We start from the raw sequence: 25,840 nt of genomic DNA, 5'->3' as shown, positions 1-25,840 counted from the left end.
AGTGCGTTTGACATAATTGTTTCTTTCTTCCATAATAACGATTATTTTTTTTGTGTCGCTATTTCAGGACGGGACAAAAAATATAAAAAAAATAACCTTATTATTTTGTTTGATGTCTACTGTGACTTTTGCAAACACTGAAAAAGGTGGAATTCGTTTTTTTGAAAGTAATAACACTACTCAAAAAGCTGATGATACAGATGATCCAAATTATCCTAGTGCAGATCCAGATCCAACACCAATCGATGATTATTTACCATTATTGGTAATAGGGGCAGGATTGGTTGCTTTACGTTTCAGAAAGCAGTTATTAAAAAACTAATTTCTATAAAAAAGAAAGCTTCTCAATTTTGAGAAGCTTTTATTGTTTTTATTCCAAACTGTTAATGATAGCTTTATGCAAAATTTCGCCCATAGTCTTACAATCTTCATACGATTGGTCTTTGTAAAACTTTGCGAAACCTTTTCGTAATTGTTCTATATTTTCATCTTTAGAAATCGTGTCTTTTTTTATGATTTTCATTAAATCTCGAAAACGCTTTGAGCTGTTTGAAATTCTTTTCGTGATCAATGATTTTACTTCTTTTCGATATTGATCGATAGAATTAGGTTTTAAACGATCATTGACTAAATCAACCATTATTCGATTCTCTTTAAAATATTGTGGACGATATATTTTTAGATTTCCTTCATAACATTGTTGATCAAAATCGATTGGTCGAATTCTGTAAATCACTTGATCAAAATCATGGATCGGAATTACCACATAGTTATACGAACGCATATCGCCTAAAAGACCAATAAAACAACGTTCATTAAATTTTACAAATTCCTTCGCAATCTGATTTTTTTCTAAATCGTTACATTTATCCAAATCATTTTTAATGAAAACATCGCCTGGTATTCCTAAAATATGTTCCTCAATAAGCGTGTTCTTATACACCAAAAAATTAATTCGGTGCGGAGACAAAATATCTTCTAATTCTAAACCATAAATACGCGAAGCATCTGCTTGTTTAATATAGAAATTGGTATAATTATCATTCAGAATATTTCTCACACGAATTCGGAATGGTTTCGAATTTCCGAATGTACAATAATCAATAGAATCAACAACGAGATAAGGTAACGACTCTTCATCACCATCCGAGTGCAAGTAGGTGTAAATTCTATTCAAACTATCTTGTATTTCTTGATGCTCCGAATCGGTATAATAAACACCCAACCAATGGGTGTCATTTCCTTCTTTATCTTCCAAAGCAACACAGCCTGAAAAACGCATCAAATCATCATATTCTATACTCGCTTTAGTTGTGCGATGATATTTTTCTAAATAATGATTCAACTCTTCGCAAATAGGATAAATGGGCTTTTTAAATGCTATTTTTACATCTTTCATTTTCTAAATCATCTACCTTACGAAGGTAAGCGTAAATTTATTTTTTTATAATTGTAAATTGGATTATTATTTGTTAATTTAAGACCAAATAAAAATCTTAATAAAATGAATATTCAAGTCAGAAATTTGACACTTGAAGATTATAGTGATTTGACTATTTCAACAAAAGAAGCTTATCACAATCAACTTGGAACATGGTCAGTTGAAGAAATAAAAGAATTGTTAGCTATTTTTCCACAAGGACAATTGTGTGTTGAAGTTGATGGCAAAGTTGTATCTTCTGCATTAAGTATTATTGTAAATTCTAAGAAAACAAATCTTGAGTCAGATTACGATACGATTACTTCTAATGGGAAATTCTTGAAACACGATTCTGAAGGTGATATTTTGTATGGAATAGAGGTTTTTGTGCATCCAAATTATCGTCAACTTCGCTTAGGTAGACGCTTATATGATGAGCGAAAAGCATTGTGTGAAGAGATGAACCTGAAGTCGATTGTCGCAGGTGGTCGTATTCCAAATTATTATAAATATTCGAAAGAATTAACACCTCGTCAATATATTGAGAAAGTAAAAAGCAAAGAAATATATGATTCTACGTTGGCTTTCCAAATTTCCAATGATTTTAATGTCAAAAAAATCTTGAAAAATTATCTGAAAGACGATAAAGAATCGTTAGAATATGCGACGCTATTAGAATGGAATAATATCTATTATGAATCAGAATTAACATCAAATTCACCTACCAAACGTAATATTCGTCTTGGATTGGTGCAATGGCAAATGCGTTTGTTTAATGGGTTGCAGGATTTTTATGATCAAATCGAATTCTTTGTAAATGCAGTTAGTGATTATGGTTCGGATTTTATCATGTTTCCAGAGTTTTTCAATACACCGTTGATGAGTCCTTACAATCACTTGAAGGAAGTCGAAGCGATGCATCAATTGGCAACGATGACAGATGATATTGTAAAGAAAATTCAAGAATTTGCCATCACCTATAATGTCAATATTATTTCTGGTTCGATGCCACATCTAAAAGATGGTAAACTATACAACACGTCTTTTCTTTGTCATCGTTCGGGTAAATTAGATTCGTACAGTAAAATTCATATTACACCAAACGAATTCAAGTATTATGCGTTAAATGGTGGTGATGAAATCAAAGTTTTTGATACGGATTGTGGTAAAGTTGGATTACTAATTTGTTACGATGTCGAGTTTCCTGAATTAAGCAGAATTTTGGCAGATCAAGGAATGGAAATTTTATTTGTTCCTTTCATGACAGATACGCAAAATGGATATACTCGTGTCCGTAGTTGTGCGCAAGCTCGTGCCATAGAAAATGAATGTTATGTTGCAATTGCAGGTTCTGTAGGGAATTTACCACGAGTTAACAATATGGATATTCAGTATTCTCAATCGGCTGTTTTTACGCCTTCAGACTTCTCATTTCCAAATAATGGAGTGAAGGCAGAAGCGACTCCAAATGCCGAAATGGTTCTTGTTGCTGACGTCGATTTGTACCTTTTGAAAGAGTTGCATGAATATGGAACAGTAAAAACAATGAAGGATAGACGAAAAGATTTGTACCAAGTGCAATTGATAAAATAACCTAAAAAAAACCTCCAAAATGGAGGTTTTGTTTTAGTTCTTATTCTTGTGACTATCTCTTGAATAAGAACAATAATTAACGATATAGATTTTAGGTTCGGTTGAAAATCTATTCTAAATGTAGAACTAAATTTTTATAGAAACAAAACATTTAATATCACAATTCGAATTTTAACATTAATCATAATCATAATTTAATTCTATTTCGAAGATTTGAATATATTTTTTTTTGAATTTATTCGGTACAAATTGATTAAAATAGATTTTTTTTCGGTTATTTGAAAAATGAGGGATTCCTGTTAACTGATGATTGAATGTGTTGTTTTGATAAAGTACGCTCGATCTTTTTTCGGTTAGATCTAAAATGATAATTTTTTGATCACTAAAAAAAACAGCTAATTTTCCATCAACAGATAGATTGAAAGGAGAATCAATTGATTGTTCTAAAAATGAATATTGAATAATCTCGTTAGAAATCAAGTTTACGCCAAATAATTGTGTAGTTTGATGTTCATCTTCCATTAAAAAGTAGATGACTTTTCCGTCTTGAGAAGAGCGTAACCAATGACGAAAGTTACTAATTCCTTTTTTGGTAAATGTGATTCTTTTCTGCGAAATACACTTCGGAACATCTGGTAATGTTGTTGTCGTTCCTAATAAATTATCGGTTTCGTCAATAATAATTTTATCAGGAATAGTTGCGACAAAAATTTCAGTTTTCAAAACACCATTTTTATCTCTTACATATCCTTGAAAAGCAATGTTATGAGAAGAATTTATCCAACATTCATCAAAAGCTTTTTCAATTTCATCACTTCCATTTGTAGGAAACGGAACAACTTTAGAAACGATGATTGAAAACATTTCGCCCGAATTATTCTCTAAATTTTCATCAAAATCAACTTCTACTTTTTTGGGAAACATCATTCCAACTACGCGCTGATCTTTAACGGTAGGATTGTGCTTTGACTCTTGTTCTAAAATAAAATCGTTGTACGTGAAACTTATCCAATTCGTTTCTTTTTTCCACGAATGCGAATGTGTTCCACCTCTCAAAGCTCCGTTGGTAAATGGGGGCTGAATGTTGCGAGCATCCATAAAAATGGGTTGATTCGGATATTCTAAATCGATTGCTATCGCAGTTCTTCTTGTAGCTGAATATGGATTTGTTTGATTCGCATTGCGAATTCCATGGATGAAAATGACTTTATTTTCGATTTGAGAAAATGACACCGCTCCAACTCCAGGTCCAAACTGTGTTTGATTTTGGGTCTTATAAATTAACTGATTTTCTAACGTTTTGGTATTGAATAAAAAAATAGAAGAAGTTTCTCCAATTTTTGTGTCATCATTACGAGTATCATAAACCAAATATTTACCATCGAATGATTCGATTTGGAAATGATGCAAAGTGTGTCCAAAATTATCAAAGGTTAGTTGAGTTGGCGAATTTGTATGTATTGGAGTTGTCATAACGGCAAATTTAAAATTGATTTTTGGTTTTATTCCAACCTTCAATCAAAAGAAAAACGTCAATTTATTTATTTCCTTCGATAGTTTAATTAGAAAAATCCCCGATGTCGCGGATTTGCAATCCGTGACCTTATCTATACATCTATATCTACCCCATAAACACTACCTTAACTTCCAAATCATTATCCAAACCTGCATAATTACGTGCCGAACTGAAATAATAATCTTCTGCATTTACAACCACTTTCTCTTTTACAGGATTTTGATGAATGTAATTTATCTTCTCCTTTATAAATGAATTAGAATAAACAGATTCTGCATGGTAACCATCTTGCCAAACCTTATATTGTTGCTGGCGTTTTAAATGTGCACAAGCTTCGGTAAAATATTTTAACATCCATTCTCGTCTGCTTTCAGGTTCATTTATTATGGTTTCTATTATTTTTTTACTTGTGTACTTTTTAAAATCTCGCATTATTTCTGCTAATGTTAACGATTCTACACTTTTACAAAGCAAATGCAAATGACTGTGCATTAAAACATAAGCATAGATTTCTAAACCTTTATGCTTTTGACAATATCTTAAGGCATCTATAATTACATTTTTTTGATTTAGCCGTGTAAAAATATCTACCCAACCTACTGTTGTTATGGTTATAAAATAGGCACTGCTACTATCGGTTGCTTTGTATTTTGTTGACATGATACTATTCTATTTCAATGAACTTTCTTTCTTATGTAGCACGGATTGCAAATCCGCGCGATCGGGTTTTTAACATCGTTATCTCTCAACAATAACTTCATAATCTAACTCTGAAAACTCAAATCCGGTTATTCCATTTTCTTCTATAGCTTGTTTCAGCCTTTCAGAGATTAGATTATCTTTGAAAAAACTTTGCATTGGAAAAAAATCTAAATCATTATTCAAAACTATTTTCTCCTTTTCTAAATAAGCATCTTTTTCATAACAAATCTGATCACTTTTTTGAATATAATCGTCTATATCTATGAATGAGAGTGTGTTGTTTTCAACTGGATTTCGAAAAATAGATTTCGAAAAATCAATATATTTAGTTAATTCTTTATAAATATATTTACCTGTAAACTGAAATATATAATAAGTTAATTTTTCGTCATGGTAAAGAATTTTACTTTGATAATAAAAATGAGGCTCTGATATTTTAAAAGATTCAAATAATTCCTTTGTTCTTTCTGAAATCAATAAAGAACCTAACATTCTGCTAGCTTCGCCAATAAATTTATGAGCATCAAATAGATTCCATTCCCAATATTTCTCATCATCGAAACTTTCTAAATAGAAATAATCAAATATTGGGGCATCCAATATAATTTCCCCATTACTTATTTGTTTAAAAATATATTCCTTAGAATTATTAATAAAATTAGCATTGGATGCTAATCTTTTTTCATAATTACGTTTTATTAATATTTTATAGTATTTCATCTTTTTAAAAATTAATTATTTGATTGACATCTTTATTCCCTAACAAAACTTCGTTTTCGAGTTTTTGTTTTGTATTTACTTAATATTTCTAATGCCGGATTTCCTACTTTAAATTGATGTGAATGTTTTGTTTTTTCTGACTTCTAAACGAATGCAAACAAGTGAAATATTTTTGTAACTTGTTCATGAAAAAGAATGTAACGTGATTCTAAGGTACAACAAATCAAGGATTTCAATGTGTTAGAGTACTTCAAATTGAAACTTTAACAATCGTTAAACCCTTATAAATAGGCAATTTAGAGAAAAATTGTTGAACAGATTTTAGTTTTTGGATAACATCTTTTAGGGATGATTAACAAATAGTTAGCCCTTAGGATATCATAGAATTTGTCTCTGCCAATTCTTAAATCTTCAAGCTTCTCCTTCAAAAGAAAATACAACTTCTTTCCACCTATTTTGGGATGAACCATTCGCACTTCTTCTAACCAATCCACAACCTGCCGTGCATTTTGTTGCCGCTTTGCTCTTCGCTTTAAATGACGATAATAAACCTGTCGGTCCACCCCGAACAATTCATAGGAGAAACTTATGGTTTCTTTTTGTTCCTTTCGTAAAGAGTGGATAGTTCGGGGGGTGAGTTTTTTCGTATATCAATTTGATATTCCTCTTCGGCAAGGTTAATCATCATGTCAAAAATAATAGCTTTTTTATCAGCCACATAAGCCTGTTTTTCAAGAAAGGTCTTCTGTTTTTGCAAAAGTTTTACTTGAGCTTCAAGCTCCATAATCTTTTGTTGTGGTGACTTTGGCATATTCGATGGGGATTGGTTCTCCTAGTCAAAGGTACCAAATTTTCTGAGCCAACTTACAACTGTGCTTCGGGCTTGGATGGCATATTTACGACAAGCAACAGTGATAGAGAGTTCCCCAGACTCGATTTCTTTTACAACGTTCAACTTAAAAGACATACTGTAATCGCGCTGAGTGCGTTTGACATAATTGTTTCTTTCTTCCATAATAACGATTATTTTTTTTGAAAATTATCTTAGCAACCTTCATTGTACATTACATCAAAAGAAACAACTTTATCATTCACTAAATAGAATTGTAAAATTGAGGCATTATGATAATCTTCTATATTAAAATAACGAAAAGCCTTTGTTCTTTTTTCTGTTTTTTCATCGTATCCATCAAAAATTTCGATGTTTAGGTTTTTATATTTGGAAAGTAATTCATCCAAAGTAGAACCAATCTTTATTCCTGATAAGGTTTTTAAGCTTGAATCAGATGATTTAATCATATAAATTGTCAAATTATCAGCTCCATTGCTTTCACCGTTTTGAGTTAAACCAACTTTGTACGTTATCCCTTTAGAGACAATTGTTAAATCACCATCAGGATAACCATATTCATTTAATTTTAGCTTAAATTTTTGTCCAGTTAATTTTTCTAATTCAGACAATTTCATTCCAAGTTTAATATCATTGATTCTCGTTGTCGAAACTTGTGCTTGTGTAGTAATTCCAACTATTAAAGCAAGTATAAAAAGTATATTTTTCATTGTTTTTAAATTTAAGTTTGATTAACTTTTATTCGTATGAAAATAAGCTTGATAATTTATCTCGTTTACCTTATTTAAATTTACTTTTTTTTTTAATCTTTTTGTTAAAAAAAATACTCCAAGAAGCCTATAGCTTTTGGAGTATTATATTTGATGATTTTTTCTTAATTGATTGAATTAGTTCTTAATTAAAGATTGTGTTTCTGTTGAACCATCTTGATTAAAAACACGAACAATGTATTTCCCTTTTTTCAAACCTTGTACATTAAAGTTTGTTTTTTGGCTACCATCTAATTTTTTACTCATCACTTCATTTCCAATGATTGAATAAATAGACACTGAGCTTGCCTTTGACGGATGATCAAATTTTATTGTTACAGTAGAAATAGCAGGATTAGGATAAATGCTAAACGAGCTTTTATCTTGATCAAGTTTAGACTGCGCAGTTGCTGTTCCTAAAGTGAATAATAAAATTGATATAAATAGTATAAAGTGTTTCATATGCTTGTAATCCTAACAAATATAAAAATAAATTATTATAAAACAAACATTTCAAAACTTATACCAAATAAAAAAGTGATGCTATATTTAGCATCACTTTAAGAGATATAATAAAAAATTATAAATTTATTATAAGCTGTAACGGATGTATCCTGTTACTTTTAATTCTGGGTTAACCGCTTTAACAACATCTTTAACAGAAGTTTTTCCGTCTTTGATTGATGGTTGGTGAACTAAAGTATTCTCTTTGAAGAATTTTTGTAATTTACCTTGAGCAATATTTTCAATCATGTTTTCTGGTTTACCTTCAGCAATCAAAGTTTCTTTAGCGATAGCTAATTCAGTATCGATTACAGATTGAGCAACTTGTGTTTCATCTAAAGCAACTGGATTCATTGCTGCAACTTGCATAGCAACGTCACGTGCAACGTCAGAAGCTCCATCTACGTTAGCAGATAAAGAAACTACAGCACCAATTTTGTTACCAGCGTGGATGTAAGAATTAACGATAGCACCTTCGATTGCTTGGAAAGTACCGATTTCGATTTTCTCTCCAATAACACCTGTTTGCTCAGTTAATTTTTCAGCAACTGTAATTCCAGCGTATGGTAAAGCTAATAATTCTTCTTTAGAGTTAACTGTTAAAGCTAAATCAGCGATTTCGTTAGCCATAGCAACGAAAGCATCATTTTTAGCAACGAAGTCAGTCTCACAGTTTAATGCGATAACAATACCTTTAGTTTGGTCAGCGTTAATTTTAGCAATAACTGCACCTTCTGAAGAATCGCGGTCAGCTCTTTTAGCAGCTACTTTTTGTCCTTGTTTACGTAAAACTTCTACAGCTTTATCAAAATCTCCACCAGCTTCTTCTAAAGCTTTTTTAGAGTCCATCATTCCCGCACCAGTTGCGTTTCTTAATTTACTTACCTCTGCGGCTGTTGCTTTGTAGCTCATAGTAATATTTTTATTTTGTTTTCTTAATATTTTAAATAAAAGTAGCTCATACACCACAAAGTGGTATAGGAGCTACAAGGTATATTATATCGATGAAATGATCATCAAGTTAATGTTAAGCTTCTTTAGTTTCAGCTCCTTCTTCTTTACCTTCTTTTGCTTTTTCTTTTTCTGCTTTACGTGTTGATAAACCAGCTTTGATAGAATCAGCTACTGTAGTTAAGATGATATCGATAGATTTAGAAGCATCATCATTTGCAGGGATTGGGAAATCTACTTGACGAGGGTCAGTATTTGTATCAACCATTGCAAAGATTGGAATACCTAATTTTTGAGCTTCAGCGATTGCGATGTGCTCACGTACGATATCTACAACAAAAACTGCAGATGGTAAACGTGTCATATCAGCAATAGAACCTAAGTTCTTTTCTAAAGATGCTCTTTGACGATCAACTTGTAATCTTTCTTTTTTAGATAGTGTTTCAAACGTACCGTCTTTTTTCATACGATCGATTGAATTCATTTTTTTAACTGCTTTACGGATAGTAACAAAGTTAGTTAACATCCCACCAGGCCAACGTTCTGTAATATAAGGCATGTTGATTTCTTCAGCATGCTTAGCTACAACATCTTTTGCTTGTTTTTTAGTTGCAACAAAAAGAACTTTACGTCCAGATGCTGCAATTTTTCCTAACGCTTCAGATGCTTCATCTAATTTCACTGCAGTTTTGTGAAGGTCGATGATGTGGATTCCGTTTTTCTCCATAAAAATATAAGGAGCCATAGCCGGATTCCATTTTCTTGTTAAGTGACCAAAGTGCACACCAGCACCTAATAAGTCCTTTACATTTACTTTTGCCATTTTCTTTTTTTTAGTTTACGTTCCGTTATCTCAACAAGCAACAAATAAGTGGTCGAAAATTTCTCGCCTTATTTGTTTAGATGCTAAACCAACGGAAAATGGATTTTTTAATGAATTGAATAAATTAACGTTTAGAGAATTGGAATTTCTTACGCGCTTTCTTTTGACCGAATTTTTTACGTTCAACCATACGTGGGTCACGTGTTAATAACCCTTCTGGTTTTAATTGTAAACGAAAATCTGCGTCAATTTCACATAAAGCTCTAGAGATTGCTAAACGAATTGATTCAGCTTGACCAGTGATTCCACCACCAAAAACTTTGATATCTACATTGTATTTATCAGTTGTACCAGTGATTAAAAATGGTTGCTCTACTTTGTATTGTAATACTGCTGTAGGGAAGTAGTTTGCTAACTCGCGTCCGTTAATGAAGATCTCTCCATTTCCTTCTTGTAAATATACACGAGCAACAGATGTTTTTCTACGTCCGATTTTATGAACTATTGCCATTGAATTAGATTATAAATATTCGTTAATATCGATTTGTTTTGGTTGTTGAGCTTCGTGATTGTGCTCTGTACCAACAAATACATGTAAATTAGTCAATAATTTACTACCTAATTTATTTTTAGGTAACATACCTTTTACTGACTTTTCGATTAAGCGTACAGGATCTTTTGCAAATACTTCTTTTGCAGTTAAAGATCTTTGTCCACCTGGGTAACCTGTGTGACGGATGTACAATTTCTCATCCCATTTGTTACCTGTTAATTGAATTTTGTCAGCGTTTAAAACAATAACATAATCTCCACAATCTGCATGAGGAGTGAAGTTTGTTTTGTGCTTACCTCTGATAAGCTTCGCAACACCTGACGCTAAACGACCTAATGATAAGTCAGTAGCGTCCACAACTACCCATTCCTTTTGAGCAGTTTCTTTGTTGGCTGATGAAGTTTTGTAACTTAACGTGTCCACTATCTTGATTTTTAATATTTTATAAATTACCGACAATCCGATCGGGGTGCAAATGTACAAAATGATTCTGTTTTCCCAAAAAAAAATCAGGATTTATTCATCACTTTGATTGATTTGTACCATTAAGACGGTTGTCAAAACGTTTGCAAAATTACGTTAATTAATTGGATTTTCAATATTTTTTATTTTAAATGATACAATAATTTTGCAATTAATCCATTTTTTTTATAAAGTAAATGCTTGAATTACTGAAAATTATTTATAAATTTAATTCAATTAACAATAATATGTAATGAAAAGAATAGCCATATTTATTTTTCTCTTTGTTGCTTTTCATGTAAAGGCACAGAAAGCAGAAATTTTAGAATATAATTGGGTTTTAGAGAAAGTAGTTCTTAACAATGAAGAATACTTATTACCTACAGATTCTTTTAAAACAGGAGAGACTTCTTTTTCTAAATCTGAATTTAATAGTAAAATTTGTAATACGTATGTTTCTCAGATTAGTTTTAAAGACGAAGATACGATTCTTTTTAATGAAGGTTCTGTAACTTTGATTCAATGTAATCCTATTACGGAAAATCACTATAATAAGTTTGAAAATCATTATTTTTTTGGATTTTTTAGCGAAAACTTTAATTCCAATACCGTTTCATATACTTATCAAATTTACGAGAACAATAATGGTTATAAATTAAGAATGATAAATTCTAAAGGTGATAAAGCGATTTATTTTTCTGAGAAATTGAATATAAATGAGATGAAAGCAAATACAGTGACTGTGTCGCCAAATCCTGTTAAGCGTTTTTTTTATGTAAAGAATGCAACAGCTTATAAAAAATTATCAATTGAAATTTATGATATGCAAGGAAGGTTAGTGAAACAAGAAAATTTAAATAGTAAAAAGGAAGTTGATGTTTCTGATTTATTAAAAGGAAATTATGTGGTAAATATTAAAGATGTTGACAACATTATTTCACAAACTAAGATTATTAAGAATTAAATAAAAACGTCCAAAACAAATTTGTTTTAGACGTTTTATATGATTAGTTTAAATCGTTTTAATCTCTCGAAAAAGGTAAAATACTTTGTGTTGTAGAGCCTAAACCATCTATCCCATATTCGATGACATCACCTGGTTTTAACCAAATTTGTGGTGTTTTTCCCATTCCAGATCCTGCAGGAGATCCAGTAGAAATAATATCTCCAGGCATAAATGACATGAATTGAGATAAGTAAGAAATTAATTTGGGAATGCGGTAAATAAAATCGCTTGTATTTCCATCTTGCATGATTTCACCATTCAATTTTAACCAAACACGTAAATTATTTACATCTTCAATCTCATCTTTAGTCGCTATAAAAGGTCCAACTGGCGCAAATGTATCACATCCTTTTCCTTTGTCCCAAGTTCCACCACGTTCGGTTTGGAAAGCGCGTTCAGAAATATCGTTGATCAAAGCATAGCCATAAACATAATCCATAGCTTCTTCTTCCGAAACATTGTTAGCTTTTTTACCAATAATTAGACATAATTCCGTTTCCCAGTCCATTTTAGTAGAACCATTAGGTTGCATAATTCCGTCTTCTGGTCCGTTAAAAGATTGATTTGCTTTGATAAACATAATCGGTTCTGCTTGTTGTTGCAAACCAGTTTCTTTCACGTGATCTTCAAAATTAAGTCCAACACAAACAATTTTACCAGGACGAGTCAAAGGAGTACCAATGCGAACATCGTCTTCAACAAGTGGTAAGCTATTAATGTTAAGCTCGATATATTTTTCTAACGTTTTTTGTTTATCTATATTTCCAAAAAAGTCTTCATCATAGATAATTCCAGATGCTGAAACATCAAACTTTTTATCATCGATTATAATACCTGATTTTTCTTGACCTTTTGGTCCAAATCTAAAAATTTTCATTATTGTTACTATTTTTTCCGCTGCAAAGATACAACGATTAGATTTTGCTCGATTAAATTAAAAAAAGACATCTGTCAGTAACAGATGTCTTGTATGGATAAAAGTACGTCTATTTGTCTAAATTATTTAGCGATACCTCTTGAAATTACAATTTTTTGAATTTCTGATGTTCCTTCGTAAATCTGCGTAATTTTCGCATCACGCATCATGCGTTCTACATGGTATTCGCGAACATATCCATTTCCTCCGTGAATTTGTACAGCTTCCGAAGCAACTTCGTTTGCCGTTTTTGAAGCAAATAATTTTGCCATTGCACCAGAAATTGATATATCTTGACCGGCATCTTTTTCAGCAGCAGCTTTGTAACATAACATACGAGCAGCCGTAATATTAGTTGCCATATCAGCTAATTTGAACGCTACAGCTTGATGATTAATGATTTCTGTTTTAAATGCTTTACGGATTTTGGCATAATCTAATGCTAATTCGTAAGCACCTTGTGCAATTCCTAATGCTTGAGAAGCGATACCAATACGACCACCATTCAATACATTCATTGCGAATGCAAAACCAAATCCATCTTCACCAATTCTGTTTTCTTTCGGAACTTTTACATCATTAAAGAATAATGAATGTGTATCAGATCCTCGAATACCCATTTTTTGTTCTTTTGGTCCAATTTCGAAACCTTCCCATCCTTTTTCTACAATGAAAGCATTGATTCCTTTATGACCTTTTTCTGGATCAGTTTGAGCAATTACTAAATATGTAGAAGCAGTTCCTCCATTTGTAATCCAGTTTTTTGTTCCATTTAACAAGTAGTAATCTCCCATATCTACTGCAGTAGTTTTTTGAGAAGTAGCATCAGAGCCAGCGTCTGGCTCAGATAAACAAAATGCTCCGATTACTTGACCAGAAGCTAATGGAACTAAATATTTTTGTTTTTGTTCTTCAGAACAATATTTCTCCATTCCAGCGCAAACCAACGAGTTGTTAACTGACATTACAACAGCTGCAGAAGCGTCAACTTTTGCGATTTCTTCCATTGCAATTACGTAAGAAACGCTATCTAAACCTGATCCTCCGTATTTTGGGTCAACCATCATTCCTAAGAATCCAAGTTCTCCCATTGTTTTTACAGCATCGGTTGGAAAAGTAGATGTTTCGTCGCGTTCGATTACTCCAGGTAATAATTCAGCTTTTGCAAAATCGCGAGCAGCTTGTTGAATCATTAATTGTTCTTCCGATAATTGAAAATTCATGTGATTATTTATTTATGGTTTTTATTATTTATAATTTTTTATTCAAATTTTAGAGAAAAAACGAAGGCTCTTGTTGAGATTGAGTTTAAACTTCCTGTCCAGTATGGATCAGTGCCAACCTTATCAGGTACAATTTCATTGTTAAAGAAGAACATTCCTTTTAGAGCTGGTGTTAGTTTAAATCGTTTGAAATAGATTTCAACTCCAATTTCTGCTTGCCAGTTAAAGTTATTCGTTGTTGTTCTGAATACTCCAGTTGCATTATCATCTTCTTTCTTTTCGTTGGATTGCAGATTCATTAAATATCCCAAACCGCCTTGTATATAAGGACGTGTGTTGTACCAACGATCTCCATGAAAATTAAGTAATAAAGGTATTTCGACATAAGTAGATTTAACTTCACGTTTTATGTTTGTATCTTCTGGGTCGTAGAAGCCATTAATAGGATCAGATAAAATATAATTTGTAAAATACAATGTTCTTTGGGCAAAATGTAACCCAGGTTCAGATTTTACGTCTATGTAATCATTTATACGCATTTTTGCGATTAATCCAACAGAAAAACCTGCTTTACTTTCTTGGTCCAAATACACTAAGCCGTGTTCATTTACTCCGTCATCTTCTGAACTATCAGGAGTTCCTGGTAAAGGATTCTTTTGCGCTTTTGGAACAATCTTGTAATTCATCATATTTGTACCCAAAAAATATCCGAAACTAAATTTTTTTTGATCAGTTTCAGTTCGGTTTTCACTTCTGTCATTGTTTGGGCGAAACTGCGCATTTGCAATACTTGCAGCAGTTAACGATAATGCGATGATTAGATTTTTTCTCATAGACTTTCAACGAATAACAAGCAATTTTATTTTATACTTTTATAAATGCTTGCAATACCAAATGTAAGTTTTTTATCAATAGGTTGTGTGAATTTTACACTTTTCAAAATATTTTTCATTTCTTCTCCATGAGGAAAAGCACGAACAGAATCTGGTAAATAGGTATATGCGCTTTGATCTTTCGAAACCATTTTTCCAATAGCAGGTAAAATATTTTTAGAATAAAATGTATACAATTGTTTCATTGGGAAAGCTGTAGGGTACGAAAATTCTAAAATAATAAATGTTCCACCTGGTTTTAATACACGATTAATTTCGGCTAAACCTTTTTCTAAATTCTCGAAGTTACGTACGCCAAAAGAAACCGTTACACAATCAAAAGTGTTGTCAGAGAAAGGTAAATTTTCAGAATCTCCTTGTACCATGTCGATACGTTCTTCCAAACCTGCTTCTTTTACTTTTTTGCGACCAACTTCCAACATTCCGTTAGATAGGTCTAACCCCGTAATTTTAGCGTTGGTATTTTTACCCATCATTATCGCTAAATCTCCAGTTCCTGTTGCGATATCTAAAATCGTTTGTGGTTGAGAAGCTTTTACCATTTTGATGACATCTTTTCTCCACTGAATATCAATTCCCATTGATAAAACGCGGTTTAATAAGTCATATTTAGGAGAAATGTTATCGAACATTTGTTCGACTTGTTTCTTTTTATTTAAATCTGATGAATCGTAAGGAGTTACGCTATCGTGTTGATGATTTGCCATTGTGTAAAGTTATAAAATATAAATTTTATTCGTAATTCTCGAAATAAAATTGTTTAAAATCTTCTTTGTTAAATATTTTCGATAAATCGGTTGCTTTTTCGCTACTCGCACTTTTAATGAACATTTTAGGATAATCTTGATCAATGTTGTAATAAAAGTTTTCGATGTATAATTGAGAAGATTTTTCGATAATTCCGTGATAAACTTTATCGTCTATCGCAATATTGTTTGATAAAAAGATTGAATCTTTATTTTTTCGGACACCATAAGGGCGTGTAAATGTATAATAATCTTGACGCGCTGGATTTATAAATCCATTTGCACGTGTAATATCAACAACTGTGTCTACGTTCTTATTGTCAAAAGTATAAACGATATGGGCTTTTCCTTTTTTTAGTTCTACACGCGCATTTTGTTGTGGAGCAATAGTGAAATCTTTATCGTTAATTTTAATTGTCAATGTTTTGTTCGATGGATTATCAATTACATAACCATCTTTTTTATTCAAAAAGAGATTGTAGACAATCACAATCAAACCTGCTAATGCACAGACTATTAATAGACCAACTAATGATGGATTTTTTTTCATGCTGCTAAATTAATTATACTTTATTAAATTAGCTATGAGTTATTACATATTTTTATCTACTATTTTAATGAAATGTGTAACTTTGCCGGTATTATTTTTTTATTTTAATTGAACAATATTAATATGATAAACTCTGTAATTACAGGTTCTGGACATTACCTACCAAACAGAATTGTTACAAACGAACATTTTATTAATTACGAATTTTTTGATGATAATGGTAATCGTTTAGATAAAACGGGAGAAGAAATCACACGTAAATTTGAGGAAATTACAGAAATTAGAGAAAGAAGATATGTTGAAGACGATTTGTTAAATTCTGATATCGCAACATTTGCTGCTAAACAAGCAATAGAAGATGCTGGGATTAATCCAGAAGAATTAGACTATATTATCGTTGGACATAATTTTGGAGATATAGATCCTGTAGGACATCAAATCGATATAATGCCATCTATTTCGGCAAAAGTAAAACATAACTTAGGGATTAATAATTTAAAGTGTAAGCCTTATGACATGACATTTGGTTGCCCAGGTTGGATAGAATCATTGATTTTAGGTCATCAATTTATACAAGCAAATATTGCGAAAAAAGTATTGGTGATTGGTTCTGATACTTTATCTCGTGCAGTGGATCCACATGATCGTTCGGCAATGATTTTTGCAGATGGTGCAGGAGCAGTGGTTTTAGAAGCAAAAGAAGCTGATCATAAATATGGAATTCTTAATCACGAAACATTAAGTTTTACAGGTGACGAATTAGCTTTTCTTACTAATGGTGTTTCGGTAAATCCAAACTTTAAAGGTTCTGTAAAAAATATAAACATGAAAGGTCGTAAAGTTTACGAGTTTGTGTTAAAAAATGTTCCACCAGCAATCAAAGAATTATTAGCTGATACCAATCTTGATATTGATGATATCAATAAAATATTATTGCACCAAGCAAATGCAAAAATGGATCATGCGATGATTGAACGTTTATATAAAAGTTTTGGAAAAACAGCTCCTGAAAATATAGATCCTATGACGGTTCAGTTTTTAGGAAACACATCTGTAGCAACAGTTCCAACAATGTTTGATTTAATCAAAAAAGGTAATTTAGCTCCACATCAATTTCATGCAAATGATAAAATTATTTTAGCCTCAGTTGGTGCTACAATGAATATTAATGCAGTGATTTATCAATTCGAAAATTAATATAAAAAAACTGTAACTATCGTGAATACATTCGGAAGATTATTTAAAATATCAACTTTTGGCGAAAGTCATGGTGTAGCAATTGGAGGTGTTATTGATGGCGTACCGAGTGGAATCGAATTAAATTTTGATTGGATTCAAGCGCAATTAGATCGTCGTAAACCAGGACAATCTGCTATTGTAACGCAACGAAAAGAACCTGATACAGTTCAATTTCTTTCAGGAATATTTGAAGGAAAAACAACCGGAGCTTCAATTGGTTTTATTATTCCGAATGATAACCAGAAATCTCACGATTACGATCATATCAAAGGAGTTTTTAGACCATCTCATGCCGATTATACCTACGAAACCAAATATGGTGTTCGTGATCATAGAGGAGGAGGAAGAACCTCTGCACGTGAAACGGCAAATTGGGTTGTAGGTGGTGCTGTTGCAAAACACATTATTCCTGCAATTAATATTACGGCGTATGTAAGTGGAGTAGGTGAATTGAAATTAGATAATGATTATTCCGCTTTAGATTTTTCGAATATTGAGAAAACAGCTGTTCGTTGTCCTGATTTAGAAATGGCTGAAAAAATGATTGATCGTATCAAAGAAATTCGCAAAGAAGGAGATACTATTGGAGGAGAAGTAACTTGTGTGATTCAAAATGTACCAGTTGGTTTAGGAGAACCAGTTTTTGATAAATTACATGCTCGATTAGGACAAGCAATGATGTCAATTAATGCTGTAAAAGGTTTTGAATACGGAGAAGGTTTTTCTTCAACTTCAATGAAAGGTTCTGATATGAATGATCAATTTAACCAAGACGGTACAACTAAAACGAACTATTCTGGAGGAATACAAGGTGGAGTTTCGAATGGAATGGATATTTATTTTAAAGTTGCTTTCAAACCTGTTGCCACATTAATGCAAGAACAAACTACGCTAAATGTAGATGGAGAAATGGTCGAAATGCACGGGAAAGGTCGTCACGATCCATGTGTAGTATCAAGAGCTGTACCAATTGTAGAAAGTTTAACAGCAATGGTTTTGGCTGATATGACGTTGCTTCAACGAACAAGAAATATATAGAATACTATAAAATCCGTTCTAAGAAGAACGGATTTTTTTTATTCCAATCAAAAAGAAAGTCTATAATTGATGATTTTAAAAATAAAAAAACCTCGCAATTTGCGAGGTTTCTTATTTGTATAGTTGAATAATAATTATTCTTCTGTAGATGGAGCTTCTTCTGTAGCAACTTCTTCAGACACTTCCTCTTTTTTCGCTTTCTTGTCGTTAGCGTAAATTGGGTTATCGAAGTTAAAGAAAGAACCTTCTTCTTTATTAGCGTTAGCTGCTTTTTGAGCATCTAATTTAGCTAATTCTGCTCTAGTTTTAGCAGCTTCTTCAGCAGCTTTGATAGATGCAGCATCTGGTACAATTTCAAATCCAAAGTCTACTTCAACCTCTCTATGGAAACGAACTTTTGCTTCGTATTTTCCTAAACGTTTGATAGTATTTCCTGGGATTTTGATATTTTTCTTTTCAATTTCAACACCAGCTTTTACTAAAGCTTCTGCTAAGTCAGCATTGTTGATAGATCCAAATAATTTATCTCCAGAACCAACTTTAGCGTCGATTTTAACAACTAAACCTTCTAATTTAGCTGCTTTTTCTTTAGCTGAAGCAATTAATGAAGCTTCTTCTGCTTTACGAGCTTCTAAAGTTTCGTTTAATGCTTGTACATTTTTTGGAGTTGCAACTGATGCTAATCCACGAGGGATTAAGAAGTTACGTGCGTATCCAGGTTTTACTGAAACAACTTCAAATTCAAAACCTAAACCTTCTACATCTTGTCTTAAAATTACGTTCATGATATTTTAATATTTAGGTTATTATTTTAATTGATCACCAATGAATGGCATTAATGCTAAGTGACGAGCTCTTTTGATCGCTTTAGAAACTTTTCTTTGGTATTTTAAAGATGTTCCTGTGTAACGACGAGGTAAAATTTTACCTTGCTCATTCACGAATTGAATTAAGAAATCAGCGTCTTTATAGTCAACGTATTTGATTCCAAATTTTTTGAAACGACAATATTTCTTGTTTGATTGTGTTTCGATATCTAAAGGAGATAAATAACGGATTTCTGATTCGTTACCTCCTGCAGCTTTTTTTGCTAAATCGTCAATTGCCATGGCTTAATTACTTGTTAGAGTTAGACTTTAATTTTGTTCTACGTTTTTCAGCCCATTCAACACCGTGTTTGTCTAATTTCACAGTTAAGAAACGGATTACACGTTCGTCACGTTTGTAAGCTACTTCTAATTGAGAAACTAATTCGTTGTTGTCTGTTTTAAACTCTACTAAGTGGTAGAATCCATTTCTTTTGTTCTGAATTGGGTATGCTAATTTTTTCAATCCCCAGTTCTCTTTTGCTACGATTTCTCCTCCGTTAGCAGTAACAAAGTCATTGAATTTATTAACTGCTTCCTCTACCTGAGAATCAGATAGAACGGGAGTCAAAATGAAAACAGTTTCGTAATGTGTCATTTTTAACTTCTTTTAAGTTATTATTATACTAAAATTCGAGGTGCAAATATATAAATAATATTCTAATTATCACTAATGAATTTTTATTAACCTCTTATTTGTTGATTATTATTCAATTATCATGTTTGCGTTAAAAAAATGTTGACTTTTAATAAAAAAAATTTGCAGATTAAAAAAAGAGACTTACATTTGTCAACATAAAAGGCTAATGGCTTTTTCATAGGTTTAGGTTGGTTAAGGTTAAAACCCTCGTTTCTACGAGGGTTTTCCTTTTTTTTCTGAAAACATCTTCTTAAATTTGGTCATAATATTTAATGTAAAATTTTATGACAACAAAATACAATCCCATTCCAAATGAATTATTCATAAAGAATAGAGCGAAATTTGTAAAAGCAATGAAACCTCATTCTCTTGCTATTTTCAATTCAAATGATATTTATCCCATCTCATCCGATTCTACTTTACCATTTGCACAGCACCGTGATATATTTTATTTGTCGGGCGTAGATCAAGAAGAATCTGTTTTATTGATTTTTCCTGATGCTTATGATCCAAAATATAGAGAAGTATTATTTGTTCGTGAAACAAATGACCATATTGCTGTTTGGGAAGGAGAAAAATTATCAAAAGCTCAAGCTACAGAAGTATCTGGTGTGAAAACAGTACTTTGGCTACAAGATTTACCAAATGTTTTACGCAAATTAATGGTTGAAGCAGAGAATGTTTATGTTAATAAAAATGAACATTACCGTGTGACAGAAGCTCCGCAAGTAGAAACTCGTGAAGATCGTTTTGTGAAGCAATTACAAGCAGACTATCCTGGGCACACTTATTTGCGCTCTAATCCTATTTTGCAACGTTTGCGTTCGGTTAAAGAACAAGAAGAAATTCAATTGATTCAACATGCATGTGATATTACAGAAAAAGGATTTCGCCGAGTATTAAATTTTGTAAAACCAGGTGTTTGGGAATATGAAATAGAAGCAGAGTTTGTACATGAATTTATTCGTAATCGTTCAAAAGGTTTTGCTTACACACCAATTATTGCGTCTGGTAATAATGCGAATGTTTTGCATTATATTCAAAATAATCATGAATGTAAAGATGGTGATTTGATTTTGTTTGACGTTGCAGCAGAATATGCAAATTACTCATCTGATATGTCGCGTACAATTCCAGTTAATGGAAAATATACAAAACGCCAAAGAGAAGTATATGATGCCGTTTTACGTTGTAAAAAGGAAGCAGAAAACTTATTGGTTGCTGGAAATAATTGGTACAAATATCACGAAGAGTTAGGTAAAGTTTATACATCTGAATTGTTAGGATTAGGTTTATTAGATAAAGCTGATGTTCAGAACGAAGACCCAAATTGGCCAGCTTACAAAAAATATATGATGCACGGTACTTCTCACCACATGGGACTGGATACGCATGATTATGGTTTGTTGACTGATGATTTTGTTGCGGGTATGGTATTTACAAACGAACCAGGATTCTATATTCCTGCCGAAGGTTTTGGAATTCGTTTAGAAGATGATTACGTTATTCAAAAAGAAGGAAATCCGTTCAATTTGATGCAGAATATTCCATTAGAAGCAGAAGAAATCGAAGATTTAATGAATAAATAATATTTGATTCAATAGATAAAAAAAAGGAACTCAATTGAGTTCCTTTTTTTATTGTAATATTAATTTTTAATCATTTTCTGGTGCCTCATGTGAGGGGATGTCATCTAAATCCAACATTTCTTTGGCCAAAGCGATCATTCGAGGTGTTCCTGTATGTTTATTTTTTTCGTCAGAAAGTTTAACAACACCAGTCCATTTAATATCAATCGAAGAAATTTCTGTTAATTTCATTACGATATTCATTGGACGAAGATTGGTGTCATTTGTTAAATTTGTACCAATACCAAATGATAACCCGATACGATCTTTAAATGCTTTTGTAATTACTTCTACTTTTTCAGAATTTAATCCATCTGAGAAAATTATAGTTTTGAATAATGGATTAATTCCCATTTTTTCATAGTGAGCAATTGTTTTTTCGCCAAATTCTATTGGATCTCCAGAGTCGTGACGAACACCATCAAATAATTTCGATAATTTTTTGTCAAATTGTCCAAAGAAAATATCTGAAGTATAGGTGTCAGTTAAAGCAATTCCTAAATCACCATAATATACTTTCACCCAGCGGTCTAAACTAATCGAATTGGCAATTTTGAACCCGTAACGAGCACCATGAAACATAAACCATTCGTGCGCATGTGTTCCAATTGGTTTTACGCCATATTTGTGTGCAAAGTGAACGTTAGATGTTCCAACAAAACTTTTTCCTTTGTGATTAGTAAGCTCTTTCATGACAATATCGTGTACTTCGTAACTGTGACGACGACGTGTTCCGAACTCTGCAACTGTCACACCAAGACGATTGTATAAATCGACTTTATCGCTTGTTCGTTTTGTTATTTCTCCGTTTGAGATGCGTTGAGCGTTGGTTAATTTGTAAAAAATTTCACTAATTAGACAAAGAATAGGAACTTCCCATAAAATTGTTCGGTACCAATATCCTTCAACAAGAACTTCAACATCTGATCCGTTTTGAGAGATTTTAACTTCTGCAGGATCATAACGATATCCTTGTAAAAAGTCTAAATAAGCAGGGCTTAGATAGGGACAATTTGTAGAAAAGAATTCTTTTTCATCTTTTGTAAGTGCTAACGAAGCCATTGCATTGATTTCATTTTGTAATTCTTCTGCAAAACCATCTGGAAATTCATGTTCACCTCGGTTGATAAATTTATAACGAGCCATTACATCTGGATACAATTTTGTAACCCCAAATTGCATGGTGAATTTATAGAAGTCATTGTCTATAATGGATTTTATTATACTCATTTCTTAGGTTTAAATTTTAACAATTTTTCAAAAATTAAAGATAAAAAAAAACCATCAATGAGGATGGTTTTTGAAAGAATATCTTATTAATAGAAGATTATTTTTTTGTTCTTTTTTCGATTTTTGGTAATTCAAAATTGAAGATATAACTTATATCTCTGTATTGACCAAAGTTTTCAGAAATACCATAACCAGCGCTGTAAACTTTATTTCTACCATACGCTAATCTTGAAGGTAAAATAATCACACCTTGAAAGTTATATAAATCGTTCACAGAACGTTCTGTTGTTTTGAAATGTTTTAAACCTTCTACAAAATTTTTCAATTCTAAATGTTCTCTTTTTACGCCGTTTTCAGTTTCTATTTCAGTTGGTGTGAAATAATAGTAATAGGGGTCTTGAATTGCTGAACCGTCACCTATATTTATAGAGTTCCAAGGATAGGATACAGTACCAATAGATCCATATTTTCTTTTATAATCAGTACTATTAGTTGCTAAAAAAGAACTTGTTACAATATTTAAATAAATTGAAGTACTGTCATTAGAAATTATGGTTTCTCCAGTTCCTTTATGATTTGGGTTTTCAGCGTACCAAATACCTAAGTTATCTTGTTTTGCAAGTGTTTTTAAAGCTGGATATGCATCATCATCGTTCCCTATAATTGTATCAAATTTTGTAAGTTTACCATTTTTAGGGTTGAAGTAAAAATCTTCTAAATATTGTTGAATCGCTTCATCATCTAAAGCATTACGTTCTTCAACTGGAATCTTTGTTTCTTTACTTACACCGTTATCATCATCATTATTACATCCTACTAAAACAGCAGAACAAGCAATTAAAGTAACGAAGAATTTCTTTATCATGTTATTTCGATTTATATTGCGAATTTAGAAAAAATATTAGTTTATCCTATTAAATATTAAGTTTTAAATGAGATTAGATAAATTTCTTTGGAGTGTTAGGTATTATAAAACAAGATCTTTAGCCGCTGATGCAGTAAAAAAGAATCGTGTGAAAGTAAATGGAGTTGTAGCAAAAGCGTCAAGAGAGATTGTCGCAGGAGATGCAATAGAGGTTAGAAAAGACCAAATAAATTTGTCATTTAAAGTTTTACAAGTCCCAAAAAATAGAATTGGAGCAAAATTGCTGACGTTACATATTGTTGATACAACACCAAAAGAAGAGTATGAAGTGTTAGAACTTCGTAAACTTTCGCAAGATTATTATCGCGAAAAAGGAGAAGGTAGACCAACGAAAAAAGATCGCCGCGATTTGGACGATTATTTAGAAGAAGGAGCAGAGGAATTCATCATAAAAGGAGAAGATTTAGATTAATTCTAAATCTTCTCCTTTTTTAAGTTGACTCATAATTTCGTCCAAAATTTCTAATGTACTTTGGGTCGTAATGCTAATCGTATATTTTGCTTTTTCGTAATATTGATTGCGTTCAAATAAATGTTTGGCAATAAATTCTGTCATTTCTTCATTTGAAAGATGAGCAATTAATGGACGAGTTTCTTTTCTGTTTTCAAGTCGTTTCACCAATTGATGCAACTGAACGCGCATAAATATCGAAATCGAATTTTTAACAATCTCCTCCATATTATCATAATAAACAGGAGTTCCACCGCCTAAAGAAAGTACAATGTTAGTGGTTGTTAAAACTTCCTTCAAAGCTTCTCGTTCTTTTTTACGAAAACCTAATTCGCCTTCTTTTTTAAAAATATCACTTATTTTTGTTCGATATTTTTGTTCGATAAAATCATCCAAATCGATGAATTCGAAACCAAGTGCTTTGGCTAAATCTTTTCCGGTAGTCGATTTTCCGCTCCCCATATAGCCAATTAATGAAATAATCATTTGTTATATTTTTTAATCTACAGGTAAATCTTCCGAATAATAGATGGTTAATCTTGCAAAACCATCAAAAGTGTCAATTTGATAAGAATAGGTGTTCTTTAATTTTCTTGCATCATAGCGTTCTACGTTATACGTAACCTCGTAATCTTCATTTGTAACAATCGAATTAGAATGATGATATTTTGATTTTGGAGCATCCTTTTTGATTTCTGCACGATATTGATTCAAAAATTTGATCGGAAAAGAATAGGTTAATTTATAAACTATTTCTTGCGAAATTTGAATAGCCGTGATTTTATTCAAAAACATTGTTCCTTGTGGATTATTTTTAATTTTCAAAGAATCCAATCGTTCTACATTTTGGATGTATAAATTTTTTCCAAGTTTAGAAACCTTAAAACAACGATCGTTTAATTTTTGATGGATGATTTGTGGTTGTTCTTTTATTAAATTTTTTAAGTCTTTTAAAGAAAAATTACTTAAATGTGCATCTTTTGTTTCTTGATTACAATTGTTTGCATATTCAGAATCGGGTACATCTGCTTCTGGATTATCAGATTTTTTGCACGAGATTACTGAAAACAAAGCAAAAATAATGTAGATAATATTTTTTTTCATTCTAAAATTTCAATCTTTAATTGCTTTTCCGAATACAATTCAGTTAACATAGATCTTGATTTGTTGGTGGACAAATATAATATTAAATCATTTATCAAGATGAAAAATGATGTTTCTATCTCATATTTTTTACTTTTTCTATGATGGAAATTTCATTTTTTTAAAAAATCTAAAATAATATTAAATTTTAAGTTCTTAAAATCGAAATGTTTAATTAATAAATTGTAAAAAACTTTATAAAACGTTTGTTAAATTAGTATTAATCGTCCTATATTTGCACTCGATTTAAGAGATCGACCTGGTAGCTCAGTTGGTAGAGCACAACACTTTTAATGTTGGGGTCCTGGGTTCGAGCCCCAGCCAGGTCACTTAGTCAAAATGTTCTTTTTTTTTACTGAAATAAATAAAAAATACATTTCGTTTTGTAAACTCAGATATAGTCGTATATTTGCAGTCCGAAAAAACGGAGACCTGGTAGCTCAGTTGGTAGAGCACAACACTTTTAATGTTGGGGTCCTGGGTTCGAGCCCCAGCCAGGTCAC

At 31.7% G+C, this 25,840-nt stretch carries 30 protein-coding genes, 2 tRNA genes and 1 pseudogene; 9 read left to right on the top strand and 24 right to left on the bottom strand.

Translation table 11 applies throughout. The features are described from left to right. Positions 1–112: 112 nt before the first annotated feature. Positions 113–322, top strand: a complete 210-nt coding sequence (locus IF125_RS12835) for a hypothetical protein (RefSeq protein WP_225542759.1) — start codon at positions 113–115, stop codon at positions 320–322. A gap of 48 nt (positions 323–370) precedes the next feature. Here the strand turns inward: IF125_RS12835 and IF125_RS12830 are convergent, their stop codons facing one another. After that, complete coding sequence (locus tag IF125_RS12830; protein ID WP_225539364.1) at positions 371–1,399, bottom strand: hypothetical protein; 1,029 nt, start codon at positions 1,397–1,399, stop codon at positions 371–373. 105 nt (positions 1,400–1,504) lie between these two features. On the opposite strand from IF125_RS12830, the gene IF125_RS12825 reads away from it, so the two are divergent. Beyond that, positions 1,505–3,013 carry a carbon-nitrogen hydrolase family protein gene (locus tag IF125_RS12825; protein ID WP_225542758.1) on the top strand — a complete coding sequence of 503 codons (1,509 nt, stop codon included), beginning with the start codon at positions 1,505–1,507 and terminating at the stop codon, positions 3,011–3,013. 177 nt (positions 3,014–3,190) lie between these two features. Here the strand turns inward: IF125_RS12825 and IF125_RS12820 are convergent, their stop codons facing one another. From IF125_RS12820 to rplM, 11 genes are all read right to left on the bottom strand, one after another. Next, on the bottom strand, positions 3,191–4,486 hold the full coding sequence (locus IF125_RS12820; RefSeq protein WP_225542757.1) for a DUF3748 domain-containing protein: 1,296 nt from the start codon (positions 4,484–4,486) through the stop codon (positions 3,191–3,193). A 148-nt stretch (positions 4,487–4,634) separates the two neighbouring features. After that, positions 4,635–5,189 carry an REP-associated tyrosine transposase gene (locus IF125_RS12815; RefSeq protein ID WP_225542756.1) on the bottom strand — a complete coding sequence of 185 codons (555 nt, stop codon included), beginning with the start codon at positions 5,187–5,189 and terminating at the stop codon, positions 4,635–4,637. A 78-nt stretch (positions 5,190–5,267) separates the two neighbouring features. Then, positions 5,268–5,951 carry an imm11 family protein gene (locus IF125_RS12810; RefSeq protein ID WP_225542755.1) on the bottom strand — a complete coding sequence of 228 codons (684 nt, stop codon included), beginning with the start codon at positions 5,949–5,951 and terminating at the stop codon, positions 5,268–5,270. Between the two features lie 586 nt (positions 5,952–6,537). Continuing rightward, positions 6,538–6,735, bottom strand: a complete 198-nt coding sequence (locus IF125_RS12805; protein ID WP_225542754.1) for a hypothetical protein — start codon at positions 6,733–6,735, stop codon at positions 6,538–6,540. 48 nt (positions 6,736–6,783) lie between these two features. Then, entirely contained in the window at positions 6,784–6,918 is a 135-nt protein-coding gene (locus IF125_RS14365; RefSeq protein WP_225542760.1) for a helix-turn-helix domain-containing protein, read from the bottom strand. A gap of 77 nt (positions 6,919–6,995) precedes the next feature. Beyond that, a complete protein-coding gene (locus tag IF125_RS12795; RefSeq protein WP_225542753.1) occupies positions 6,996–7,511 on the bottom strand; it encodes a hypothetical protein in 516 nt (171 codons plus the stop codon). Between the two features lie 177 nt (positions 7,512–7,688). Further along, on the bottom strand, positions 7,689–8,012 hold the full coding sequence (locus tag IF125_RS12790; RefSeq protein WP_225542752.1) for a T9SS type A sorting domain-containing protein: 324 nt from the start codon (positions 8,010–8,012) through the stop codon (positions 7,689–7,691). A gap of 129 nt (positions 8,013–8,141) precedes the next feature. Continuing rightward, positions 8,142–8,966 carry a translation elongation factor Ts gene (gene tsf, locus IF125_RS12785; RefSeq protein WP_171622438.1) on the bottom strand — a complete coding sequence of 275 codons (825 nt, stop codon included), beginning with the start codon at positions 8,964–8,966 and terminating at the stop codon, positions 8,142–8,144. Between the two features lie 115 nt (positions 8,967–9,081). Beyond that, entirely contained in the window at positions 9,082–9,828 is a 747-nt protein-coding gene (gene rpsB, locus IF125_RS12780; RefSeq protein WP_171622439.1) for a 30S ribosomal protein S2, read from the bottom strand. Positions 9,829–9,952: 124 nt separating this feature from the next. After that, positions 9,953–10,339, bottom strand: a complete 387-nt coding sequence (gene rpsI / locus IF125_RS12775) for a 30S ribosomal protein S9 (protein ID WP_171622440.1) — start codon at positions 10,337–10,339, stop codon at positions 9,953–9,955. A gap of 9 nt (positions 10,340–10,348) precedes the next feature. Then, entirely contained in the window at positions 10,349–10,804 is a 456-nt protein-coding gene (gene rplM / locus IF125_RS12770; RefSeq protein WP_171622441.1) for a 50S ribosomal protein L13, read from the bottom strand. 292 nt (positions 10,805–11,096) lie between these two features. Between rplM and IF125_RS12765 the strand changes: the two genes are divergently transcribed. Continuing rightward, entirely contained in the window at positions 11,097–11,807 is a 711-nt protein-coding gene (locus tag IF125_RS12765; RefSeq protein ID WP_225542751.1) for a T9SS type A sorting domain-containing protein, read from the top strand. Between the two features lie 58 nt (positions 11,808–11,865). Here the strand turns inward: IF125_RS12765 and IF125_RS12760 are convergent, their stop codons facing one another. The 5 genes from IF125_RS12760 to IF125_RS12740 all read right to left on the bottom strand — a co-directional run bounded on the left by IF125_RS12760 (position 11,866) and on the right by IF125_RS12740 (position 16,177). Beyond that, entirely contained in the window at positions 11,866–12,726 is an 861-nt protein-coding gene (locus tag IF125_RS12760; RefSeq protein WP_171622443.1) for a fumarylacetoacetate hydrolase family protein, read from the bottom strand. Between the two features lie 122 nt (positions 12,727–12,848). Continuing rightward, positions 12,849–13,988 (bottom strand): acyl-CoA dehydrogenase family protein, encoded by a 1,140-nt coding sequence (locus IF125_RS12755; protein WP_225542750.1) that lies wholly within the window; start codon positions 13,986–13,988, stop codon positions 12,849–12,851. Between the two features lie 38 nt (positions 13,989–14,026). Then, on the bottom strand, positions 14,027–14,821 hold the full coding sequence (gene porT, locus IF125_RS12750; RefSeq protein WP_225542749.1) for a type IX secretion/gliding motility protein PorT/SprT: 795 nt from the start codon (positions 14,819–14,821) through the stop codon (positions 14,027–14,029). Between the two features lie 26 nt (positions 14,822–14,847). Continuing rightward, positions 14,848–15,588 carry a bifunctional demethylmenaquinone methyltransferase/2-methoxy-6-polyprenyl-1,4-benzoquinol methylase UbiE gene (ubiE, locus tag IF125_RS12745; protein WP_225540333.1) on the bottom strand — a complete coding sequence of 247 codons (741 nt, stop codon included), beginning with the start codon at positions 15,586–15,588 and terminating at the stop codon, positions 14,848–14,850. A 25-nt stretch (positions 15,589–15,613) separates the two neighbouring features. Further along, the gene (locus IF125_RS12740; RefSeq protein ID WP_171622447.1) at positions 15,614–16,177 is read right to left on the bottom strand and encodes a hypothetical protein; all 564 of its coding nucleotides are present in this window, start codon (positions 16,175–16,177) and stop codon (positions 15,614–15,616) included. Between the two features lie 123 nt (positions 16,178–16,300). On the opposite strand from IF125_RS12740, the gene IF125_RS12735 reads away from it, so the two are divergent. Beyond that, entirely contained in the window at positions 16,301–17,374 is a 1,074-nt protein-coding gene (locus IF125_RS12735; protein ID WP_225540332.1) for a 3-oxoacyl-ACP synthase III family protein, read from the top strand. Positions 17,375–17,395: 21 nt separating this feature from the next. Continuing rightward, positions 17,396–18,454: a chorismate synthase gene (gene aroC / locus IF125_RS12730; RefSeq protein ID WP_225542747.1), complete on the top strand. Its 1,059-nt coding sequence runs from the start codon at positions 17,396–17,398 to the stop codon at positions 18,452–18,454. A 287-nt stretch (positions 18,455–18,741) separates the two neighbouring features. Here the strand turns inward: aroC and rplI are convergent. The 3 genes and pseudogenes from rplI to rpsF all read right to left on the bottom strand — a co-directional run. Continuing rightward, positions 18,742–19,239: pseudogene (gene rplI / locus IF125_RS12725) on the bottom strand (50S ribosomal protein L9); the annotation flags it as partial. A gap of 21 nt (positions 19,240–19,260) precedes the next feature. Then, on the bottom strand, positions 19,261–19,563 hold the full coding sequence (gene rpsR, locus IF125_RS12720; RefSeq protein ID WP_171622451.1) for a 30S ribosomal protein S18: 303 nt from the start codon (positions 19,561–19,563) through the stop codon (positions 19,261–19,263). A gap of 7 nt (positions 19,564–19,570) precedes the next feature. Continuing rightward, complete coding sequence (gene rpsF, locus IF125_RS12715; protein ID WP_171622452.1) at positions 19,571–19,918, bottom strand: 30S ribosomal protein S6; 348 nt, start codon at positions 19,916–19,918, stop codon at positions 19,571–19,573. A 326-nt stretch (positions 19,919–20,244) separates the two neighbouring features. Here rpsF and IF125_RS12710 point away from each other — a divergent pair, with 326 nt between their 5' ends. After that, positions 20,245–21,549 carry an aminopeptidase P family protein gene (locus IF125_RS12710; RefSeq protein ID WP_171622453.1) on the top strand — a complete coding sequence of 435 codons (1,305 nt, stop codon included), beginning with the start codon at positions 20,245–20,247 and terminating at the stop codon, positions 21,547–21,549. A 66-nt stretch (positions 21,550–21,615) separates the two neighbouring features. Here IF125_RS12710 and pncB read toward each other — a convergent pair whose 3' ends face one another. Then, positions 21,616–22,818, bottom strand: coding sequence for a nicotinate phosphoribosyltransferase (gene pncB / locus IF125_RS12705; protein WP_225542746.1), 1,203 nt, complete (start codon positions 22,816–22,818; stop codon positions 21,616–21,618). 97 nt (positions 22,819–22,915) lie between these two features. After that, on the bottom strand, positions 22,916–23,683 hold the full coding sequence (locus IF125_RS12700) for a hypothetical protein (protein WP_225542745.1): 768 nt from the start codon (positions 23,681–23,683) through the stop codon (positions 22,916–22,918). A 67-nt stretch (positions 23,684–23,750) separates the two neighbouring features. Here IF125_RS12700 and IF125_RS12695 point away from each other — a divergent pair, with 67 nt between their 5' ends. Next, on the top strand, positions 23,751–24,155 hold the full coding sequence (locus tag IF125_RS12695) for an RNA-binding S4 domain-containing protein (RefSeq protein ID WP_171622456.1): 405 nt from the start codon (positions 23,751–23,753) through the stop codon (positions 24,153–24,155). Here IF125_RS12695 and IF125_RS12690 read toward each other — a convergent pair. Together IF125_RS12690 and IF125_RS12685 are read right to left on the bottom strand one after the other, a co-directional pair. Continuing rightward, positions 24,147–24,680: a shikimate kinase gene (locus IF125_RS12690; protein ID WP_225542744.1), complete on the bottom strand. Its 534-nt coding sequence runs from the start codon at positions 24,678–24,680 to the stop codon at positions 24,147–24,149. The two genes, IF125_RS12695 and IF125_RS12690, sit on opposite strands and share 9 nt — an antisense overlap. Positions 24,681–24,692: 12 nt before the next feature. Then, the gene (locus tag IF125_RS12685) at positions 24,693–25,298 is read right to left on the bottom strand and encodes a hypothetical protein (protein ID WP_171622458.1); all 606 of its coding nucleotides are present in this window, start codon (positions 25,296–25,298) and stop codon (positions 24,693–24,695) included. A gap of 295 nt (positions 25,299–25,593) precedes the next feature. Between IF125_RS12685 and IF125_RS12680 the strand changes: the two genes are divergently transcribed. After that, positions 25,594–25,666 (top strand) — tRNA-Lys (locus IF125_RS12680). Between the two features lie 100 nt (positions 25,667–25,766). After that, positions 25,767–25,839 (top strand) — tRNA-Lys (locus IF125_RS12675). Position 25,840 lies beyond the last annotated feature (1 nt).

The organism is Empedobacter stercoris, from assembly GCF_020281205.1.
In the GTDB taxonomy this organism is placed as follows: domain Bacteria; phylum Bacteroidota; class Bacteroidia; order Flavobacteriales; family Weeksellaceae; genus Empedobacter; species Empedobacter stercoris.
This window is presented reverse-complemented; position numbering and strand designations above follow the sequence as displayed.

Excerpts from the sequence above, each read along its gene's own strand:
- IF125_RS12830 (WP_225539364.1), bottom strand. The coding sequence starts at position 1,399 with ATGAAAGATGTAAAAATAGCATTTAAAAAGCCCATTTATCCTATTTGC.
- IF125_RS12810 (WP_225542755.1), bottom strand. The coding sequence starts at position 5,951 with ATGAAATACTATAAAATATTAATAAAACGTAATTATGAAAAAAGATTA.
- rpsI (WP_171622440.1), bottom strand. The coding sequence starts at position 10,339 with ATGGCAATAGTTCATAAAATCGGACGTAGAAAAACATCTGTTGCTCGT.
- IF125_RS12760 (WP_171622443.1), bottom strand. The coding sequence starts at position 12,726 with ATGAAAATTTTTAGATTTGGACCAAAAGGTCAAGAAAAATCAGGTATT.
- IF125_RS12690 (WP_225542744.1), bottom strand. The coding sequence starts at position 24,680 with ATGATTATTTCATTAATTGGCTATATGGGGAGCGGAAAATCGACTACC.
- IF125_RS14365 (WP_225542760.1), bottom strand. The coding sequence starts at position 6,918 with ATGTCTTTTAAGTTGAACGTTGTAAAAGAAATCGAGTCTGGGGAACTC.
- rpsB (WP_171622439.1), bottom strand. The coding sequence starts at position 9,828 with ATGGCAAAAGTAAATGTAAAGGACTTATTAGGTGCTGGTGTGCACTTT.
- IF125_RS12790 (WP_225542752.1), bottom strand. The coding sequence starts at position 8,012 with ATGAAACACTTTATACTATTTATATCAATTTTATTATTCACTTTAGGA.
- rpsF (WP_171622452.1), bottom strand. The coding sequence starts at position 19,918 with ATGACACATTACGAAACTGTTTTCATTTTGACTCCCGTTCTATCTGAT.
- porT (WP_225542749.1), bottom strand. The coding sequence starts at position 14,821 with ATGAGAAAAAATCTAATCATCGCATTATCGTTAACTGCTGCAAGTATT.
- IF125_RS12825 (WP_225542758.1), top strand. The coding sequence starts at position 1,505 with ATGAATATTCAAGTCAGAAATTTGACACTTGAAGATTATAGTGATTTG.
- IF125_RS12835 (WP_225542759.1), top strand. The coding sequence starts at position 113 with ATGTCTACTGTGACTTTTGCAAACACTGAAAAAGGTGGAATTCGTTTT.
- IF125_RS12710 (WP_171622453.1), top strand. The coding sequence starts at position 20,245 with ATGACAACAAAATACAATCCCATTCCAAATGAATTATTCATAAAGAAT.
- pncB (WP_225542746.1), bottom strand. The coding sequence starts at position 22,818 with ATGAGTATAATAAAATCCATTATAGACAATGACTTCTATAAATTCACC.
- IF125_RS12695 (WP_171622456.1), top strand. The coding sequence starts at position 23,751 with ATGAGATTAGATAAATTTCTTTGGAGTGTTAGGTATTATAAAACAAGA.
- IF125_RS12820 (WP_225542757.1), bottom strand. The coding sequence starts at position 4,486 with ATGACAACTCCAATACATACAAATTCGCCAACTCAACTAACCTTTGAT.
- IF125_RS12685 (WP_171622458.1), bottom strand. The coding sequence starts at position 25,298 with ATGAAAAAAAATATTATCTACATTATTTTTGCTTTGTTTTCAGTAATC.
- IF125_RS12805 (WP_225542754.1), bottom strand. The coding sequence starts at position 6,735 with ATGGAGCTTGAAGCTCAAGTAAAACTTTTGCAAAAACAGAAGACCTTT.
- IF125_RS12755 (WP_225542750.1), bottom strand. The coding sequence starts at position 13,988 with ATGAATTTTCAATTATCGGAAGAACAATTAATGATTCAACAAGCTGCT.
- IF125_RS12735 (WP_225540332.1), top strand. The coding sequence starts at position 16,301 with ATGATAAACTCTGTAATTACAGGTTCTGGACATTACCTACCAAACAGA.
- tsf (WP_171622438.1), bottom strand. The coding sequence starts at position 8,966 with ATGAGCTACAAAGCAACAGCCGCAGAGGTAAGTAAATTAAGAAACGCA.
- IF125_RS12700 (WP_225542745.1), bottom strand. The coding sequence starts at position 23,683 with ATGATAAAGAAATTCTTCGTTACTTTAATTGCTTGTTCTGCTGTTTTA.
- IF125_RS12795 (WP_225542753.1), bottom strand. The coding sequence starts at position 7,511 with ATGAAAAATATACTTTTTATACTTGCTTTAATAGTTGGAATTACTACA.
- IF125_RS12765 (WP_225542751.1), top strand. The coding sequence starts at position 11,097 with ATGAAAAGAATAGCCATATTTATTTTTCTCTTTGTTGCTTTTCATGTA.
- ubiE (WP_225540333.1), bottom strand. The coding sequence starts at position 15,588 with ATGGCAAATCATCAACACGATAGCGTAACTCCTTACGATTCATCAGAT.
- IF125_RS12740 (WP_171622447.1), bottom strand. The coding sequence starts at position 16,177 with ATGAAAAAAAATCCATCATTAGTTGGTCTATTAATAGTCTGTGCATTA.
- IF125_RS12815 (WP_225542756.1), bottom strand. The coding sequence starts at position 5,189 with ATGTCAACAAAATACAAAGCAACCGATAGTAGCAGTGCCTATTTTATA.
- rpsR (WP_171622451.1), bottom strand. The coding sequence starts at position 19,563 with ATGGCAATTGACGATTTAGCAAAAAAAGCTGCAGGAGGTAACGAATCA.